Annotated in this window: 17 protein-coding genes; 7 read left to right on the forward strand and 10 right to left on the reverse strand. The window is 39.4% G+C overall.

Annotated elements, in window-relative coordinates:
- Positions 1–230: 230 nt before the first annotated feature.
- A complete protein-coding gene (locus B4U84_RS01780; RefSeq protein WP_131115215.1) occupies positions 231–1,319 on the reverse strand; it encodes a RuBisCO accumulation factor 1 in 1,089 nt (362 codons plus the stop codon).
- 535 nt (positions 1,320–1,854) lie between these two features.
- Here B4U84_RS01780 and B4U84_RS01785 point away from each other — a divergent pair.
- The 5 genes from B4U84_RS01785 (at position 1,855) to guaA (ending at position 7,516) form a co-directional block, all read left to right on the forward strand.
- Positions 1,855–2,814 (forward strand): response regulator, encoded by a 960-nt coding sequence (locus tag B4U84_RS01785; protein WP_017312308.1) that lies wholly within the window; start codon positions 1,855–1,857, stop codon positions 2,812–2,814.
- A 192-nt stretch (positions 2,815–3,006) separates the two neighbouring features.
- On the forward strand, positions 3,007–3,699 hold the full coding sequence (gene ubiE / locus B4U84_RS01790) for a bifunctional demethylmenaquinone methyltransferase/2-methoxy-6-polyprenyl-1,4-benzoquinol methylase UbiE (RefSeq protein WP_131115217.1): 693 nt from the start codon (positions 3,007–3,009) through the stop codon (positions 3,697–3,699).
- A 137-nt stretch (positions 3,700–3,836) separates the two neighbouring features.
- A complete protein-coding gene (locus B4U84_RS01795; RefSeq protein WP_017312306.1) occupies positions 3,837–5,078 on the forward strand; it encodes a DUF445 domain-containing protein in 1,242 nt (413 codons plus the stop codon).
- Between the two features lie 114 nt (positions 5,079–5,192).
- On the forward strand, positions 5,193–5,492 hold the full coding sequence (locus B4U84_RS01800) for a DUF7734 family protein (protein WP_017312305.1): 300 nt from the start codon (positions 5,193–5,195) through the stop codon (positions 5,490–5,492).
- A gap of 401 nt (positions 5,493–5,893) precedes the next feature.
- On the forward strand, positions 5,894–7,516 hold the full coding sequence (gene guaA, locus B4U84_RS01805) for a glutamine-hydrolyzing GMP synthase (RefSeq protein WP_026082062.1): 1,623 nt from the start codon (positions 5,894–5,896) through the stop codon (positions 7,514–7,516).
- Positions 7,517–7,773: 257 nt separating this feature from the next.
- On the opposite strand, the gene B4U84_RS01815 is transcribed toward guaA, so the two are convergent.
- The 3 genes from B4U84_RS01815 to B4U84_RS01825 all read right to left on the reverse strand — a co-directional run bounded on the left by B4U84_RS01815 (position 7,774) and on the right by B4U84_RS01825 (position 12,667).
- Complete coding sequence (locus B4U84_RS01815; RefSeq protein ID WP_131115221.1) at positions 7,774–9,834, reverse strand: hybrid sensor histidine kinase/response regulator; 2,061 nt, start codon at positions 9,832–9,834, stop codon at positions 7,774–7,776.
- A 2-nt stretch (positions 9,835–9,836) separates the two neighbouring features.
- On the reverse strand, positions 9,837–10,292 hold the full coding sequence (locus B4U84_RS01820) for a response regulator (RefSeq protein WP_131118657.1): 456 nt from the start codon (positions 10,290–10,292) through the stop codon (positions 9,837–9,839).
- 134 nt (positions 10,293–10,426) lie between these two features.
- Complete coding sequence (locus B4U84_RS01825; protein WP_131115223.1) at positions 10,427–12,667, reverse strand: sensor histidine kinase; 2,241 nt, start codon at positions 12,665–12,667, stop codon at positions 10,427–10,429.
- Positions 12,668–13,070: 403 nt separating this feature from the next.
- On the opposite strand from B4U84_RS01825, the gene B4U84_RS01830 reads away from it, so the two are divergent.
- The gene (locus B4U84_RS01830; RefSeq protein WP_131115225.1) at positions 13,071–13,511 is read left to right on the forward strand and encodes a response regulator; all 441 of its coding nucleotides are present in this window, start codon (positions 13,071–13,073) and stop codon (positions 13,509–13,511) included.
- Here the strand turns inward: B4U84_RS01830 and B4U84_RS01835 are convergent.
- Both B4U84_RS01835 and cdf31 read right to left on the reverse strand, forming a co-directional pair.
- Positions 13,501–13,950, reverse strand: a complete 450-nt coding sequence (locus tag B4U84_RS01835; RefSeq protein WP_242677513.1) for a nuclear transport factor 2 family protein — start codon at positions 13,948–13,950, stop codon at positions 13,501–13,503. The genes B4U84_RS01830 and B4U84_RS01835 overlap by 11 nt on opposite strands.
- Before the next feature lie 378 nt (positions 13,951–14,328).
- Positions 14,329–15,231, reverse strand: coding sequence for a CDF family zinc efflux transporter Cdf31 (cdf31, locus tag B4U84_RS01840; protein WP_131115227.1), 903 nt, complete (start codon positions 15,229–15,231; stop codon positions 14,329–14,331).
- Positions 15,232–15,679: 448 nt separating this feature from the next.
- On the opposite strand from cdf31, the gene B4U84_RS01845 reads away from it, so the two are divergent.
- Positions 15,680–16,033: a hypothetical protein gene (locus tag B4U84_RS01845; RefSeq protein ID WP_017312297.1), complete on the forward strand. Its 354-nt coding sequence runs from the start codon at positions 15,680–15,682 to the stop codon at positions 16,031–16,033.
- Positions 16,034–16,380: 347 nt separating this feature from the next.
- Here the strand turns inward: B4U84_RS01845 and B4U84_RS01850 are convergent, their stop codons facing one another.
- The 4 genes from B4U84_RS01850 to B4U84_RS01865 all read right to left on the reverse strand — a co-directional run.
- Positions 16,381–16,617, reverse strand: coding sequence for a DUF4327 family protein (locus B4U84_RS01850; RefSeq protein WP_016858973.1), 237 nt, complete (start codon positions 16,615–16,617; stop codon positions 16,381–16,383).
- Between the two features lie 1,493 nt (positions 16,618–18,110).
- Complete coding sequence (gene rbfA / locus B4U84_RS01855) at positions 18,111–18,536, reverse strand: 30S ribosome-binding factor RbfA (RefSeq protein WP_017312296.1); 426 nt, start codon at positions 18,534–18,536, stop codon at positions 18,111–18,113.
- A 101-nt stretch (positions 18,537–18,637) separates the two neighbouring features.
- A complete protein-coding gene (locus tag B4U84_RS01860) occupies positions 18,638–18,844 on the reverse strand; it encodes a DUF751 family protein (protein ID WP_017312295.1) in 207 nt (68 codons plus the stop codon).
- A gap of 382 nt (positions 18,845–19,226) precedes the next feature.
- Positions 19,227–19,570, reverse strand: a 344-nt coding sequence (locus tag B4U84_RS01865) for a transposase (RefSeq protein WP_207390889.1), incomplete at its 5' end; no start/stop codon positions are given.

Below are 19,570 nucleotides of genomic sequence, written 5' to 3' on the forward strand. Positions count from 1 at the left end.
AAAGACTCGTCATCGAGTATCAAAGACTCGTCATCGAGTATCAAAGACTCGTCATCGAGTATCAAAGACTCGTCATCGAGTATCAAAGACTCGTCGTCAAGTATCAAACACTCGTCAGCGAAATACAAATACTTGTTTACAGAAAGACGACTCTTAAAGCCCAATCCCCTTTCCCCAATCCCCGATCCCCGATCCCCGATCCCCAATCCCCGATCCCCGATCCCCAACAACTACTCATCTATTTGCCAAGAATCTTTTGTCAATTCCTCATCCAAAATTTTCTTTGCTCGTACAATTACGAGAATTCGCCCTAGTGGTGTGACTTCGGGTGCAGTTTCAAACCATTGAAAATCTAATTCCCCAGAGTTATCTACTAAAAAGTAGTTACTTGAGTTCCATTCCCTTTGGGCGCGATCAATAACTACCATCACTGGTTCTGGATGATTTTGTGTTTGGGTTGGTAAGCGATCGCTATTGCATAAAATTACTACTGGATCTTCAGCACTCAATATGGTTTGCCAACCTGGTAAGGGAACCCAAGCTTGTTCCCCAGCAAACTTAACGATTCGGAAAGGCCCTATTTCTTCTACCAAAGGAACTGCTTGTAAGTCTTGTGGTGTTAATGGTAACTCACCTACCACTGGCACGAGACGGGGTACTTCTTCGGCTGATTGTGGTCTGTAAAAGGGTAGGGTTGGTGCTGGCTTTTTGGGTACGACTGTAAAATCTGTGAGTAATTGTTCTATTTGCTGCCTAGCAGTTTGCGTATGGGCAAATTTTAAGCCTTTAGCAATCAGACGCGATCGCGTTTGAAAATCTGAATTCTGGCGGGCGAGTTTCCAAGATTGATAAGCAACTGCATCCCCCGGATGATTGGAAAAGCCTTCTGGAGGATTGCGAAAACGAGAGAAATCTTTGATCGCTCTGGCAATTTCCCGTGCTTCGTCAGCATCAACTTTGTGTTGAAAGGTAACTGTGGCGGCGGCGGCTCGTTCTTCTTGAGTTAGCAAGCGCAACTCATATAAGATATCACTACCGCGCTGTTGATAGTGGGAAAGCACATCTTGTGACGCTCCTATTTTTTCTATTGAGTTGTAGACTTGGGCGCCGACAATCACCTGATTCTGTTGTATCGGTTCAAAACCTGTAGCTTCAAAAATCGCTTGTTGACTGTAACCTGCTTTTTGTAGATAAGCACAAGCTTGTCCCCATTCCACCCAATAGCCTTGTTTTTGTCGCAGCTTTCGTAGTAATTCTTCAGCTATATCATTTTGATCGTTATCGTTAAGATTTTGAGCGTTGGGTGGTGTGTCAGTCATAGGTGATGGTTTAGATATCTCAGCAGTTTCACTGCAAGTTTATCAATAATAATTTTAAAATTTTTATGCTGAGTATGTATTTTAAGACTGATGTCGTAGTTTTTCCATAGAAGAAAGATGTTGTTAACAGACTTCAGTAATCTATTCCCTCTAAGATATAGGGTAATTGTAGTTTGTAACACAAGCTTTCCAGCGTTTGTAGTAAGCACTTTAGTGCTTAAATCGAGTGCTGTCTTAACTCACTACAAATACTGCAAACTTAGTGTCACATAACACTAAGTTTTCTGGTTCCTTTCTAGACTTCTAGCAGGAGGCAAAACTATAATTTATGAATCAAAAACATTATTGTTGAGAAAAAATTACGCAATAATACCTAAAGACTTAAAATCGGAATTTCTAATTTTTCTACTTTCACCTAATGAAAGCTGCTTCACGATTACTTTAATCAAATAGTAGCTACAAACGCTTCTCTTATATTCTCAATCGCTGTTTGTATGGAATATAACAAAGTGATTAACAGTAAAAGGAATGATCCATGAATAACCCCATTCCCGAATTTGATAAAATACGTCGTCAATTGATGACTTTGGAAAAGCCGAAAAAACAGAAAATATTAGTAGTTGATGATGAGCCAGATAATTTGGATCTGTTGTATCGTACTTTCCGCAGAGATTTTCAGGTCTTGAAAGCAGACAGTGGAATGAACGCTTTGCAAGTTTTGGCAACAGAAGGTGAGGTAGCAGTGATTATCTCAGATCAGCGAATGCCTGAAATGAAAGGAACTGAATTTTTGAGTAAAACAGTACCTCAGTTTCCCAACACGGTTAGAATTATCCTTACTGGATTTACTGATATTGAAGACTTAGTAGAAGCGATCAACGCTGGGCAGGTATACAAATATATCACAAAGCCTTGGGACCCAACAGAATTAAAAGCTGTGGTACAAAGAGCAGCAGAAACCTATGATTTACTCAAACAACGCACAGAAGAATTACGCCGTGCGAATGCTCAAATGGCATTGTTAACTGTTTTGGTGGAGATTGCTCAACAAGGCCTTAGTTTAGAAGCTATTTTAAATTCCATTGCCACAGCTTTTGGTGAAAGTTTCAGCGCCGATGGGTGTATTTTGCAATTAATTGAAAATGGTAGTTTAATTGCTACTCAAGGTAGTTACAGCAGTGCGGATTCTGTGGAAAACTGGTTAGCTATTGACCCCTTGACTAGTGAAGCGATCGCCACTGGTCAAATGCAAGTTTCAGTAAATGTACCCAATGACGAAAAACTTATTGGTGTCGCACACTATACAGAATCTGGTGTAGAAGCCCATTTAATTATCCCAATTACCTATATAAGTAATGTTTTGGCAGTTTTGTCTCTCCAGTGGAAAAAACCCTGCACTTTGCGAGAAGATGAACTCAAGGTAATTCATTTATCAGCGCAATTGGTAGCAACTGTACTCAGTTGTACTCGCTACCATCAGTTAGCTAATGCTTGACCAATGACCCTTGACCCTTGACCAATGACACTTGACCCTTGACCAATGACCCTTAACCCTAGACCCTAGACCCTTGACCCTTAACCCTTAACCCTAGACCCTAGACCCTAGACCCTAGACCCTTGACCCTTGACCCTAGACCCTTGACCCTTGACAATTGACCAATGACCAACAACCAATGACCAATGACCAATGTCTGATGAAATTCGCAATATCTTTGACCGTATCGCTCCCATTTATGACCAATTAAATGATTGGTTGAGCTTGGGACAACATCGGGTGTGGAAAGAAATGGCGGTAAAATGGAGTGAAGCCAAAGCCGGAGATACTTGTCTGGACTTGTGTTGCGGTAGTGGTGACTTAGCCTTTCGGTTAGCACGACATGTGGGTAAAACTGGACAGGTGTACGGAGTGGATTTTTCATCTGCACAATTGGAAATTGCCAAACAACGCTCTCAAAGCCAGTACCCAATTCCTTCTATAACCTGGATAGAAGCAGACGTACTCAATTTACCCTTTGAAGACAACAAATTTGACGCTGCTACCATGGGGTATGGTTTACGAAATGTCATAGATATTCAGCGTAGCCTCAAAGAATTACACCGTGTCCTCAAAAAAGGTGCCAAAGCAGCAATTCTAGATTTTCATCGTCCCAAAAACTCGACTGCTCGAACTTTTCAGCAATGGTATTTGGATCATCTTGTTGTGCCAATCGCCGAGCAAATGGGTTTAAAAGAAGAATATGCTTATATTAGTCCCAGCTTAGACCGTTTTCCTTCAGGAGAGAAGCAGGTAGAAACAGCTCTTACAGTTGGCTTTGCAACTGCCACACACTACCCCATCGCGAACGATATGATGGGAGTACTGGTGGTAACTAAAGCTTAGTAGTTGTTAGTTATTAGTTGTTAGGTAACAACCAATGACTAATGACAATTGTACAGACGCGATGTTCCTCGCGTTTCTAGAGACGCGATGTTCCTCACGTCTGTACTAATGACTCTTGACAACTCACTGTTGACGAAATGAGTTTTGATTGGTCTCATCTTTGGCTGTACATCTCTCCCCCGATCTTGGGTGGGATAATTGGCTATTTCACTAACGATATAGCCATCAAAATGTTATTTCGTCCTTACCGAACAATTTACATCGCCGGACGAAAGATTCCGTTTACTCCTGGATTGATTCCCCGCAACCAGGAACGTCTTGCCAAAAATATTTCTGATACGATTATGGGATCGCTGTTAACACCAGAAGAATTACAAAATCTGGCGCGGCGACTCCTGCAAACAGAACGTGTGCAATCAGCTATTCTCTGGTTGCTACAAATGGCAATTGATCAGATCAAAGCTGATCGTGAGCAAAAAACTGCCAAGATTGTAGCAAATATTTTGCGGGATTTGTTAGGTGAATCACTACCTCGTCTGTTAAAAGTTTTGGCACGAAAGGAAGATTTTTTAGAAGCGCAGATAAATCAAATTTTTGATCAAATATTATTAGAATTTCAATTGAGTGAAGAACAAGCCTCTCGGCTTGCTGATTGGTTATTAGAAACTGTTTTACCACCTGATGTAATCCGACAGGGTATCATCAATTTTTTAACCGATCGCACAATTCAAACAATAGATGAAAGTTTTCGAGAAAAAACAAGTGGTACTTATTGGGTAGTGGCTAATTTATTTGGTTTACGTAATAGCTTAACCCGTTTGCGGACTTACTGTTTAGATGAAAAAGAAGATACAAACCAACGTTTAGAGGAGTTAATTCAAGAATTACAAGTACGCGATCGCATCAAAGGTTTCCTGCAAGATATAGTTTTACAAAACTTACCTGTAAGTACAGTCCGACAGCTACGAAAAACTACCCGCGAAAGTGTTCGTCAATACCTACAAATACGTGGTGGAGAATTATTACAAGGCTTCAGTGACTCGGTTAACTGGGAAAATATAGCTGTCTTGTTAGTTAATCGCCTCAGTAATTCTGCTGTCGTTAATACTTCTTTAGAAGTCGTGAGTTTAGAATTGGCATTAATCTTAGAACGGTATTTGGAAAGAGATTTAGAAGTAATAGTTGCTCAAGCAATACCAATTTTGTCAATTGATCAAGTAATTATTGACCGTGTTAAGTCAACTTCACCTGCTGATTTAGAAGCTGCTATTGAAGGAATTGTTAAAAATGAATTACAAGCAATAGTAAGTTTAGGTGGAATACTAGGTTTTATTGTAGGCTTATTTCAAACAGCATTTATTTATTTCAGTCAATTATAAGTATGAGTCTGTAAAATTTGAATCAAGAGTTTTTCGTAAGTACTTTAGTGCTTCAAAAATAAGGACTTAAGTCCATACTACGAACTTTTTTATCCATAATTCACATCAAACGTAATGGAAAATTCTATAGGTCAAAGGCTAGAAAAATACACTATCAAACGTCCCCAAGAAGTTCTGTTAGTAACGCTAGAAATCACTGGAGAAGAAGACCAAATAGCTATATTTAAAGGTTTTTCCAGTTCATTGATGCGTCCTACTGCTTTCGATCCAGATGTACCTGTTTTACCAGAGGAAGCAGATATTCTCAAAATTGATATAGTTGCGAGTCCTTATAACCCGGAAGCACCACGCTACATTCAACAAGGACTGAGTTGGAAAGATATGGAAACTCTGTTGTCTCAACTTCGTATATAAGGGATCGGGGATCGGGGATCGGGGATTGGGCGTAATTAAGAAATTTTTGAATGTGTGAATGGGTGACTTCTTTCACAAGATCCCTGTCCCCTATCCCCTATCCCCTATCCCCATACTCAATAAAAAGCAAAACAGCTAGTTCACAAATCACAAAATTATGTTAATTTATTATGAATAATCATAACAATTCCCCATAAATACCTTTTTCAGTAACCACTCTAGGGTAATTTTTTCTTTTTAATACCATTAACAAATAATTAGGCAAGGCAAACGTGATTTCAAACACGTTTGTTTAAGGTTGGTTTAACCTTAAAAGCCTGGTAACGTGAGGAGTAGATGGTGTTAGCAAGACCGTAAAGCCACAATTTTATTTTTACATTCACACACACTCTCTCTTGATCATGAGTACAGCGGTGACCCTACCAACAGAAGAAGCGTCTCAAGCAGTAGAAGATTTGGGACAAATCAATCGTCAAATGATTGTTATTCTCGATTTTGGCTCTCAGTATTCTGAACTGATTGCTCGTAGAATTCGAGAAACTCAAGTTTATTCCGAAGTTCTTTCCTATCGCACCACTATTGAACAACTGCGAAAGCTGAATCCTAAAGGTATTATCCTCTCTGGCGGTCCCAGTTCAGTTTATGATCAAGGCGCTCCTAAATGTAATCCAGAAATTTGGCATTTGGGAATTCCCATTCTGGGCGTTTGCTATGGTATGCAGCTGATGGTACAGCAGTTGGGCGGGGAAGTAGCCAGAGCTGATCGGGCTGAGTATGGTAAGGCCTCATTATATATAGATGATCCCACAGATTTACTGACAAACGTTGAAGATGGCACAACCATGTGGATGAGTCATGGCGACTCAGTAATAAACATGCCATCAGGGTTTGAATTATTAGCACATACAGATAATACTCCTTGTGCTGCGATCGCTGATCACAATCGCAAACTCTATGGTGTGCAGTTCCATCCAGAGGTAGTACATTCTATCGGTGGTCTGCCATTAATTCGCAATTTTGTTTACCATATTTGCGAGTGTGAACCGACTTGGACAACCGCCGCTTTTGTCGAAGAATCAATTCGTGAAATTCGCGCCAAAGTTGGTGAAAAGCGGGTGCTGTTGGCTTTATCTGGTGGTGTTGATTCCTCAACCCTCGCCTTTTTGATGTATAAAGCAATTGGCGAGCAATTAACATGTGTATTTATTGACCAAGGCTTCATGCGGAAGTATGAACCAGAGCGGTTATTGAAATTATTCCAAGAGCAGTTCCATATTCCTGTAGAGTACGTGAATGCTCGCGATCGCTTCTTGAATTCTCTCAGTGGTATTACTGATCCTGAGGAGAAACGTCGTAAAATTGGACACGAATTTATTAGAGTATTTGAAGAAGAATCTAGGCGCCTTGGACCTTTCGATTATTTGGCACAAGGTACGCTGTATCCAGACGTGATTGAATCTGCTGACACCAACGTAGATCCCCAGACGGGCGAACGGGTAGCAGTGAAAATCAAGAGCCATCACAATGTTGGTGGTTTGCCTAAAGACCTACGATTTAAACTGGTGGAACCACTGCGGAAACTATTTAAAGATGAAGTCCGTAAAGTCGGGCGTTCTATCGGTTTACCAGAAGAAATCGTGCAGCGTCACCCCTTCCCTGGTCCCGGATTGGCGATTCGGATTTTAGGTGAAATCACCGCCGAACGTTTAAAGATTTTGCGGGATGCTGATTTAATTGTGCGGCAAGAAATTAATCAGCGAGGCTTGTACCATGACTACTGGCAAGCTTTTGCTGTATTGTTGCCAATTAAAAGTGTAGGCGTCATGGGCGATCAACGTACCTACGCCTATCCCATAGTCTTACGCATAGTCACCAGTGAAGATGGGATGACAGCAGACTGGGCGCGTGTACCCTACGACGTACTAGAAGTGATTTCCAACCGGATTGTCAACGAAGTCAAAGGAGTAAATCGGGTAGTTTACGATATTACCTCCAAGCCACCTGGAACTATTGAGTGGGAATAGGGATCCGGGATCGGGGATCGGGGAAAGGGGATCGGGGACAAGGGAGTATGGGGTGTGTGGGGTGTGCTTGGAGTGGGGGAAGTGCTTGGAGTGGGGGAAGTGCTTGGAGTGGGGGAAGTGCTTGGAGTGGGGGAAGTGCTTGGAGTGGGGGAAGTGCAGGAAGTGTGGGGAGCTCTTAGCAGGGAGACAAAGGAGAATAACCAATCCCCAATCCCCAATCCCCAATCCCCTTTCCCCTTTCCCCTTTCCCCGATCCCCTATCCCCTAAACGGCAATAAAATGGTGAAAGTCGTGCCTTTATGCTCACCATCACTAGTTGCTTCGATAGTTCCGCCATGTAACTCTACTAAATGACGAGCGATCGCTAAACCTAATCCTAAACCACCATGCTCATAGGAACCTGCTTGACGATAACGTTCAAAAATGTGGGGTAAAAAGTCAGGACTGATACCAATACCTGTGTCAGTAACTGTGATTCGAGCATAGAAGTTAGACGCTCCTAAGCGATGACGCACTGACGCGGAGAGTGAAGAAGACGCGGACAGATGCAGACGCGGTAAAGCAGAGAGTCTTTGATTCAAGTCCCCCTTGTCCCCTTTGTCCCCCGTGTCCACCCGTTCCCTGATTCCCGCGTCCCATATCCGCTCCAATCGTACTTCCACTCTCCCACCTTCAGGAGTGAACTTAATCGCATTAGAAAGTACATTTCCTAAAATTTGTTGCAAACGATTTGGATCGCCGACAATTGGCGGAATTGCATCATCTAGGCTAGATTCTAGGTGAATATTTTTGGCGTTGGCGCTAGGGTAGGCTGTTTCTAATGCTGTTTGGATAATTGTGACAAGATTGACTTGACATAGCTGAAGTTCTAGTTTTCCCTGGATGATGCGGGACATATTCAGCAAATCATCTATGAGTTTTGCTTGAGATAAAGCGTTACGTTCGATAGTTTGCAAAGCGCGGATGGTAGTTGCTTCGTCTTGTTTGCGGCTTTGTAGCAATTTTGCCCAACCCAAAATAGCATTTAGAGGAGAACGTAAATCATGGGATACCATAGCGACAAACTCATCTTTAGCAAGGTTTGCTGCTTCTGCTTCTGCACGTGCTGCTTGCTCAAGTTGAAAAAGACGGTTACGTTCTGCTTCTAATTGTTTGCGATCATTAATATCTGTACTAGTACCAAACCATTTTACGATCTGTCCTTGCTCGTCTTTTTTGGACAAAGCTCTAGCTAAAAACCAATGATAGGTTTGATCATGACAGCGATAACGCAATTCTACTTCATAGGGTTTTCCTGTATTTAAAGACTGTGTAAATGCTTCCATGGCTAGTTGGATATCTTCTGGATGTACAACTTCCATCCAACCACTTCCCATTCCTTGATCAATGGTTTGTCCAGTAAATTCGTACCATCGTTGATTGAGATATTCACATTTACCATTCGCATCACAAATCCACACTATTTGTGGTATGGCTTCAGATAAAAAGCGGTAGCGTTCTTCGCTTTCTCGTAATGCTTGTTCTATCTGCTTTTTTTTAGTGACATCCCGCCAAGATGCGACAAACCCATCTCCCAACTTAGCTACACGGATATCAAAAGCTCTAGTAAATTGTTGTTTACCAAATATATCTGTGTAGATTAATGATTCTTTGACAAAGGGTTTACCAGTATTTACAACCTGACAATACTGGTCAAATAAGCCATATTTTCTATGTCCAGGTAAAATTTCGCATAAATTTTTACCTAGTTGCTCTTCTTTGATGACCAGGTTAGATTCACAAGCTGCTGCGTTTAAATAATCAATTCTAAAGTCTAATATTTCCCCTGCTTCGTTGCGAATTGCTGAGTAAATACCTAAGCAGTCCAGCATATTTTCCACAGAGGTACGGAAACGTTCTTCACTATGTTGTAGTTTCTGGCGTAGTTGGACATTTTCAATCGTAGATTTAATAGTAAAGCGTAGATTATCAGCTGTGATATCTCCTTTTACCAAGTAGTCTTGAATACCACTTTTCATTGCCTGCACAGCAACAGCTTCGTTACCATGTCCTGTTAACATAATTACAGCTGGCATACTTCCTTGAAGTTGCTGTTTGAGTTCTCCTATAAACTCCAACCCATCCATATCTGGCAACAAGAAGTCTAATAATATAATATCTGGCTGGATTTGCTGACACAGTTGTAGTGCGGTTTCCCCGGTTTCCTCTTCCAAAATTTTGTATTCATGTTGTGGATTTTGCAAAAGATAACGGCGGTAGACTGCACGGTCTTCCGGACAATCATCAATAATTAAAATGATTAACTGTTGTTGCACCATGACTACCTGCCGATAGTATCGGGAAGAACCACAATATCCAACCAATAAGTCAGGAAACTTTGGAGAGTTTGTTTTAATTTGTTGATATCAATTGGTTTAAGAATATAACTAGCAACACTATTGCGATAACATATTTCTATATCTCTGGGATTAGAAGATGTGGTAAATACTATAACAGGAATATCTTTGAGATTTTGATCTTGCTTAATTTGTTCTAGTAATTGTCGCCCATCCGTTCCTGGTAAGTTCAAGTCAAGTAAAATCAGTGAAGGACGAGGAGCATTTTTAGGCTCACTGTAGTCTCCTGTGTGGTAAAGGTAGTCTAGCGCTTCGTCACCATCAGTACAACGAATAATCGGATTTTGTACTTTTTGACGATACATCACTCGCCGCAAAGCTTCAAAATCTTCGTCACTGTCTTCAATTACAAGTATTAATTGAGTGCTATTGCCAATCATATGAAGTATGAAGGATGTAGACACCCTTTGGGCGTCTTCCCGAAGGGTAGGATCAAGGCTAAATCAGAATTAATGCTAAATGATACAATAATGAATTATTGAATACTTCATCCTTCATCGTTCATAACTCATAATTAATTTGATTTTTGTAAAGTGAAATAAAACGTACTACCTTCACCGTAAGTTGATTCTACCCAGATTTGACCCTCGTGTCTTTCTACTATTTTTTTGGCGATGGTTAGTCCTGCACCTGTACCACCACCATATTTACTGGGGCCATGTAAACGTTTGAAGATACGGAAAATAATTTCCAAGTGCTTTTCTCGAATGCCAATGCCATTATCTCGGATGTAAAATTTGAGTGGTTCAGAGTTTTCAATATAACCAATTTCCACCCATTTATCGTCTTTATCGTTATATTTAATGGCGTTAGTAATCAAATTACTAAAAACTTCGCCGATTTGAACGCGATCGCAATATACTGTTGGCAATGGCTTGGGTATATAAATTTTTACTCCTGTCTCTTCAATCCGAGCGCGTAATAAATCTAAAATCCGATGTACAACAGCATTCAAATCAGTCTGTTGCATCGACATATCAGCCCTTCCTAAGCGGGAAAACTGTAATAATGAATCAATCAGATCCTCCATTCTTATAGTCAGACGAATCAGAGTCCGGAGTTTATTTTTGCCTTCTTCGTCTAATATCTCACTGTAGTCTTCAATTAAAAAATTGGAATAATTATGAATACCGCGCAATGGTTCTTTTAAATCATGGGAAGCAATATAAGCAAAAGCGTCTAACTCTTTATTACTGCGTTCTAATTCTATATTTAGCTTTGCTAATTCATCAGCCTTTTGTACTACTATACTAATAATGGCATTTCGTAACTCTAGCGCCGCATGAATTTCATAAGATTTCCAAGGTAGACATGTCAGCCTGACTATTTCTTTCCATAATTCAAATGACTTACGAGGAGATAGGCGCAAACTACCATTTTGGGTGACTTCTACCGCTTTATGAGGATTTCCACCCCAATTAACTGTTTGTATTACCTCTGGACGAAACCACAGAATATATTTATTCTGAGTTTTAGAAATAGAAATAACTATTAAACCACTGGCTACATTTTTATATTTTTCTGCTTCTGGATAAAACTTGGAAATTGAATCAGTATAAAAAATATCTTCATTTATGTTTTTATGAATCCAATTTAATAACTCTTGAATATCTGGTTGAGTTGGAGTATTGCCAATTAAATATAGCTCATTATTAAAACAAATTGTAGCACCTTGAGCATTAACTAGGTGAAGCAGATTTGGTTGTTTATTAATTAATCCATCAATAAAATTTTTCTCCACTGACATATATTCGATTAATTTTGCCAGATCGGATTTAACTTGGATTTTTGATTCGGAATCCTCGTTGTCTTCTTTGGTTGCTATTTCTAAAGAAGTTACTTGACCTAAAAATTCACAAGCATTGCGGATCTCATAAGGAACATATTTGGGTGTTTGGTGGTGACAAGCTATGAGTCCCCAGAGTTGATTGTTTTTAATGAGTGAAATCGACATTGATGCTTTAATACCCATGTTGTGCATATATTCAACATGTATGGGTGAGACACTGCGTAACACCGAATTACTCAAATCTAAAGGCTCATTTGTTAAAGGATTAAGGGTAGGAACAATGGCAATAGGTTGATAGTCAGCATTCGGTATAATACGTAACCAATTTTGTCGGTAAAGTTCTCTGGCTTGTTTGGGAATATCTGAAGCAGGGTAATGTAAATTTAGATAGGAAGGTAAGTACTCTTGCTTATCTTCTGCAATTACTATACCGTTCCAATCCTCATCAAACCTATAAACCATTACTCTGTCAAATCCGGTAATTCTTCTGACTTCCTGAGAGATTATCTGACTAACTTCAGTCACAAATTTTGCTGACTGTAGTTTGCCAACAGCTAATTTGACCAAATAATAAAATCTAAAATAGACATGATTTTTTTCAAAGTTATGTGGTTCTAATTCTACAATGACTATTTTATTTAAACGATGAACGATCGCATCAAAAATATTATTAACCTGAGAAATATTTATAGTAATTTCAATCGGATTAACTATTTGTATATCTTCCTGGTTTAAACAATCAAGCAAAAATCCAACTTGTTCTGGTTCTAGCAGTATACTTAATGGTTGATTTAGCAATTCTTCAGGATGTAAACCAAAAAATTGGATTGTATTATCACTGACTTGCAAAATAGTTAAATCAGACTCTTGTAATGCTAAAATCACTCCATGGGTCTGAATACAACTAGGAATGTGTATTGGCTCTCTATCACAGTTTGTTAAATCAACTGGAAATGGAAATGCCATGTCCTCTTTGCTTATATTCACGTTTGTAAAAATCCCACTAAATATACAAGGTTGCTATTGAAATTACGTATAATAAACATAGGTAAAATTTTGTCTTTATTATTCTAAACATTTTTACAAACTGATAAAATACAAAAGCTGAGATTCATTAATATTATTTAACAAACCTAACAATTTATTGAAAGAAACATCCAGTAATTAGAAACTATAAAATGCCACGGTAACGAGTACAACACGCCGTAATTCTAACATGTGGTTGATCCTAGCTATGTTGAGGATGAATTTACACGTAGCAATCGACTATTTTGTCAAGAATGGCTGGATAGATGAATAAAGGACGCTAACAGAGTAAAATTACTCAAAGAATATCTAAAATTCTGAGGAAAAATGAGGGACTAAAGTAATGAGAAATAATTCTCTTTTTTCCAATGTCGTAGGAGACGCAACATCATCTTCTCTCCCTCTAGCTAAATTGAAAATCCTCGTGGTAGATGACGATGAAGATAGCCGCTTTTATATTTCTACCGTATTGGAAACAGATGGAGCTAGTGTAACTACAGTTGCGTCAGCAGCAGAAGCTTTAGAAGTGTTACCCCAGTTACAACCAGATGTTTTAGTTTGTGATATTGGTATGCCAGAGGAAGATGGCTATACTCTAATTCGCAAAATTCGTGGCTTAAATGCAGAAAAAGAAGCAAATGTACCAGCGATCGCCTTAACAGCATACACTGATAGTGAAGATCGTGTCCGCGCCCTAGAAGCTGGCTTTCAAACTCATGTAGCTAAACCTGTAGACCCAGATAGTTTAGTTGCAGCCGTCGCAAATGTGCTAGTTACTCAATAGACGATGGTGTTTGAGTATCAAAATATTCTCGCCAGCGGCTGATTTTACCATCTCGAAAGTCTACTACGATCGCATCATCAGTGGTTTTGCGATTCTGAGTAGCTTTTTCCGTTTCTTGGTAACGCCATTCAATCACAGCTTGTTCACCACAAATCATTATCCGCTCAATATCAATTTGAATATCTTGCGACTGTTGAGCAACCGAGGAAACTGCTTCACTGATTTGTGCTTGTCCCTGCCACCTATAACCAGGTACGATCAGTTCACCATCTGGTGTAAACAATTTCGCTAAAGCATTGCCATCAAGATTAACCCAAGCATCTTTTGCTTGCTGAATTATAGTCGGAATGTCTGTCTTCATAGATGATTGTGCTGATGCATTCATATTCATCCAAAAGCTTAAAACAATAAGTCCTATTCCTAACCATCGGAATGTCATTTGATTTAATTCTCAAAACGGTTAATAAGTACACGTGGCGATATCGATAGTAAAAGTTCGAGATCAGCACGAGTACTCATTGACCTTTGGTAAATAGACTAGATATCCACGACCTACCACCGTTCTGTACGGAGAGTTTAATCTTCCCGTTGGTCGCAGTTAAGTGGAGGAAGCGACAAAAACTCCACAACTATCTAGACCTCTTGATTATCAGCACTGTCTACTTTTGTGACGTCGCTCTCCTTCCAAAAGTAGCAAAGAACCACAACGGTAAAACGTTCTGCCAGTGCGTTTTGCTATGTTATTAAGATATCAAGAATCCTACGGATATAGCCCCTATCTGGAGTCAGAGAACAGGTCTAACACAAGAATGATTTGCTAGTTTGAGTTGGAGCCAAAGCTAATCTGCTCTGAGCGATACTCTGGTGGTTCGACATGAATTACAATCCGTACTGGGCTAAACCGTTCTTCCAGTCGTCTTTCCACTTCTTCAGTGATGCGATGCGCTGTTTGAACATCCTGAGCATTAACTATTAAATGCATTTCAATAAAAGCTTGGCGACCAACAACACCACGAGAGGCTATATCGTGGCAGTTTATCACTCCAGGGACAGAAAGAGCGATCGCATGAATCAGTTCTGGTGCAATTGCAATTTGATCTACAAGCCAAGGTAAATTTTCTTTTAAAATTGTCCAGCCACTCCAAAAGACTAACAAAGCTACAGGAAAAGCTAACGCCACATCTAACCACTGATAACCCAACAATACACCAATCAAACCGCCAATCACGGAAATAGTTACCCAAACATCACTCATGGTATGTTTAGCATCAGCGATCAAAATCGGACTACCGACTTTTACACCTACGTGACGTTCGTAAAAGGCGACGAAAATATTCACACCTAATACAACTAGTAATAGCCACAATTCTGATGGTGATATGCTTACGGGTTCACCACCATTGAGAATGCGTTCGACAGCACCTTGGAGAATTTCAAAACAGGCTATACCTAAAAAAGCCGAAATTCCCAAAGCACCCACTGCTTCAAATTTTAGGTGTCCATAGGGATGTTCGCGATCGGGTCGCGGTGAAGAATATCGGCTAGCAATCAATCCCAATATATTATTGGCGCTATCGGTGACGCTATGCAAGGCATCAGCTAATAAACTTAAAGAACCTGTTAATTTACCAACAATTGCCTTTAATAGCATCACAAAGATATTTAGCAACAGAGTGATGATTAAAACCTTTCTAACTGTGCCACGGTTATCTAAAGACATAGAGGAATTTTAAATTTTAACTATGATGTTCTATAAGTTCTAAGTGTAGAACTAAATACATCAATGAAATGTAGAAAACTTTCACGCAGTCAGGATTTTATCTTGCTATAACGTCAATTTATCACCGTACTTTATTGAAATATTTTGTAATTAATATTGAATAAAAACCTGATTATAATTGGGCTATGCCATTACTCAAGCAACTATATTTATTAGCATTTATCAGAGGATTTTTTCATTAGTTTTATCGCTCTTTTCCTCTGTTTGCTGGGGTTGATAGAGATTGAGTTCAGTCGATCTCTACAATAATGATTTTCAATTCCATCACCAACCAACAGATAACACATTCTTAAGATTTTGCGAATCATTACCATTGACAAACAAACGGATCTTGATGTTACCTGTACCAGGAAAATGGTATCTGTACTAAAAATCTAAATAATAGCTCATGTCTGGAAATCACCTGACACTTAACTTGGTTGAGGGTTCTGTCTGTTTTAATTTTTCTGTCCAAGCAGCACAGGAACTAAAAGCAGCGCTGGAACAGTTGATGACTAGTCTCAAAGCGGTTGCTACTAAAGCTGTTCCGGGTGCTGGAAAAGCCAGTCCCCAACGCCCAATGGAATATCGTTATACAGGAGAAGTCTTTTTGGAGATTTTCTGTAACCCCAATATTTGGCCTACCCCCTTTGCTGCGAAGGTTCTACTTACCATCCGTGACATCAACATTCGCTTGACTACGGAAGCAGAACTCACCCGTGTTATAGAAGATGTGAATTTGTATTTGGAGGAAGTTGGGTAGATTTGAGTTTTAGTTGTTGGTGGTTGATTGGAACTCACCACTGACCACTAACTAAAGCAAAAAAATACCGGAGTAGTTGCCAAAATGAGACTACTCCGGTACAGTCAGCAATTTAAATTAAATCAACTTCAGCCTCTGCGTATTGACGCCTTAAAATATGGCGTATACATTGCTTAACCAAAAAACGGTAAGAACAGATAACAGATAAGTCATTACAAAAGTCTAGACCGGGAAAGATGAATCATAACCAGAGACTACCTTGGGATTGGGCGTCGAATCTTTTTTGAGAAAATTCACACATCCAGAATAAATATATTCCCAATCTAATATCAATCATTTTCTGTTGATTAGTCGTTTTCCCATTCTTCTCGACCAATCAGATCGCCGATGCGATCGCGTAAGAGGAAGTCGCACTTTTCTAATTCACATTCAATACACACCCACTCACGAGCTGGTATGTATTGGCAGAGAGTATATATTGGTTGCTGTCTGCTAACCACTCCCTTCTGCACAAGTTGTCGCGCTTCGTCTTGAATCACGTCTAAAGAGTAGTAGCTGATAGAGGGCACCGTATTAACACTCATGATCTTTACTCAGAATTTTACACGTAAGTAGTGTTCCCAAAAATGTTTTAGGAACAAACATAGCAATGAGTAGCTGTATAACTGGGATTTTGTAATTTGGTATACGGAACTATTTTCATTTTGACGCTACACATCATAAAATTATGTAAATAAATGTTAATTTTGTCAAATACTCATGACATCTTGATTTTCACTCCTGAAATTAAATCATGCAAATTGTTGTCAAAGTCAGTCTTTGCTTGCTTTTGAACACGGCAGTTATTAAATATTAGTATCCATAGACAAAAACCAGATATTGGGCAACTAAATGCATAACATACTCAAGTCTCTATACAATTGACGATCTTAGACGCAGGCATTTTCTATGGAAAAACAATCAGAAAATATTTGGTTAAAGTATATGTATAAACTGCTGCAAGCGATAAGGGCTACAATACACCACTCAAGCCTATATAGGTTTGTTTGTTAATAATTTCTTAAATAAACTTTTAACCTATAGATGAAGTTTAACACTACTACCAAATAAGTTTCCTCATAGGAAGATCTGTAGCAATATTGATGGCAAATTTTAGATGATGTTCATATACCTCTAACCTAGCTGTTTTAGGGATTTGTGATTCACATAATTGAATGATTTATACCATCTTAAGTTAACAGTAAAATTGCTGAAATGGCATGTCTAAATAAACAACATTGTGTTTATTGATGCACCAATATTAAGCAACGTAAACAATTCTGTCATTGATTGTTAACTTTGGTTGATGTTATAAATTCTTCTCATAGCTAAGAAAAATGATTACGAAGTTTCTAATGCATGGGAAAATGTATGGTATCGGTTAGTTGCTGGTTATTGAATGTTGGGTTTTCAATGGCTATCAATAGAAACTAAAATTCAACTATTAATCCAGAACTGTGAAGTTTTCCCGGAATACAACCTTTGCAAACCAACATCGGAATCAATCATCAGATTTACACAGCAGATAGATTAGTCGCCCACAAAGAACTATCTAGGAAAACTCAAAATTTCCTGTTGGGATGAGGTTTTGGAAGGGAAAGCTCTTTTCTGTTTAACCTTTCCCTACGATTCGGTAAATACTAGACCCCTCGCAAAAGCCAAATTAACCCTCCTTACTCCCCTCGAAACGGAGAAATATGTCTCCATTTCAAAGAGGATTTGGGAGGGGTTCTTTATTATCTTTGCAAGAGGTCTACTATGTGAATAAATGTAAAGTCTTTTCTAGCGGTGTTAAAGCAACATGAGTTCGACTTTCTTTGTCTGACTTCCTCTCTGTGTTACCAGGTAAGCGAAGAGAAACGAAAAAATAGCTTTCTAAACTTCTACCCGCATCTGGAAGAGTCTTACCACAAAGGTTAAAGCAAATTTATCGAACTCGCGTCACAGCACTACTAAAACCTTATTAAGCATATTGAAACAGACACGAACAGGTCGTGTCTGTAAAATCGATAGCTAATTTTGGCGAATAAATTGTTGTTTAAGTTACAGAACTTGCAGATTCTCCATCTTCTATACCATTTTCAGTATCATCTGTCAAATTTTCTGGCTTACGTTGAAGTTCGAGTTGGTTCAATAGCGATAACACTTTTGTACCACGTTCTATGGAACGGTCTTCGATAAACACTACCTCTGGTGTGCGGCGCAGGCGCACCCGTGCGCCGAGTTCGCTACGAACGTACCCTGTAGCTGACTTCAAGCCAGCCATTGTTTCTGCTTTGGCTTCTTCTGTGCCATATATGGACACATAGATTTTAGCGTGTTGCAAATCGCCAGAAACGTCAACATCGGTAACACTTACCATTCCCGTACCCACACGGTCATCCTTTATGCCATTGAGTAGCATTTGGCTAACTTCCCGTTTAATTAATTCAGCAACGCGGGAAACGCGGCGATCTGTAGCCATAATAATCATGCCTCCTCACAGAGGTTGTACTACGTTATTTTTCTGTTTTTGTCAGTTTACCTGATCCAGTTTTGAGAATACATCCTCTGTATAGTTTAGACTCAAATTGTACTCAAACCCAGCATGGCGCGCAGGGTCAGAGTTACAAATACTAGTCCACCAGTCAAAAAGCCCAACAGAGCAATTAATGTTACTGGGCGTTTTAACAAAGGTGCTAATGGCGCGAACGTGTTCAACAAAATGCCTAACAGGGTAGTGATGAAGTAGCGCTGGTAGCGAAAGACGTTATCCCAAAATCCATCAAACATTTGATTTTAAACTGCCTTGCTCTTGACTGTAGGTTTTTTGTGATCTGCGCGATTTATATATATTCTGACACTCCCACACCAAAAATGTGATGGGATTGTTGATTTGGGTTTTTTTAAAAAAACTTGCATGGATTCGGATTTTAGCATATTTCCTAGGAAAAATCGCACTTTTATAGCTTTAATTTTTTTGGTTTTGATCCAGTTAGCATCAGATCCCCGACTTCACAGATAGAAGAAGTCGGGAGCATCCCAAATGTTCAAAAAAACGCCTGCGATTGAAATCGCACTCTTATAGTGAAAGTCTGCTTTAAGCAGACTGTTTGATTTTATGAAGTCGTATAAAGACGACTTGTGCTATTAACTAAGGGTTTATACCAATTCTCTATGAAGATGCATAGAATAAAGCTTCATGAAAGAGAGCTTCGAGGATGAAATCATAACTTGTCAAAGAGGAGATTAACTCAGAAGATATTTGAGCTAATTCGTGTTGAATTCGTTGGCGCAGTTGTTGTAAATTAGAAAAGTTTTCCCCCTTGAACTGGCGTTTAATAAACTGCCATAATCGCTCAATTGGGTTGAGTTGAGGGCTATGAGCAGGTTGAAAGATAGGGATGAGATTTTCTGGCCAAGACAGTGCCAAGGCTTGATGTGCTGATGGTTGATCCATTTGCATCAGTGCCATATCATCACCCAGTTCTTGGGATAGGATATCCAAGAATTTCTGAA

The organism is Westiellopsis prolifica IICB1, assembly GCF_004323185.1.
Classification (GTDB): Bacteria; Cyanobacteriota; Cyanobacteriia; order Cyanobacteriales; family Nostocaceae; genus Pelatocladus; species Pelatocladus prolificus_A.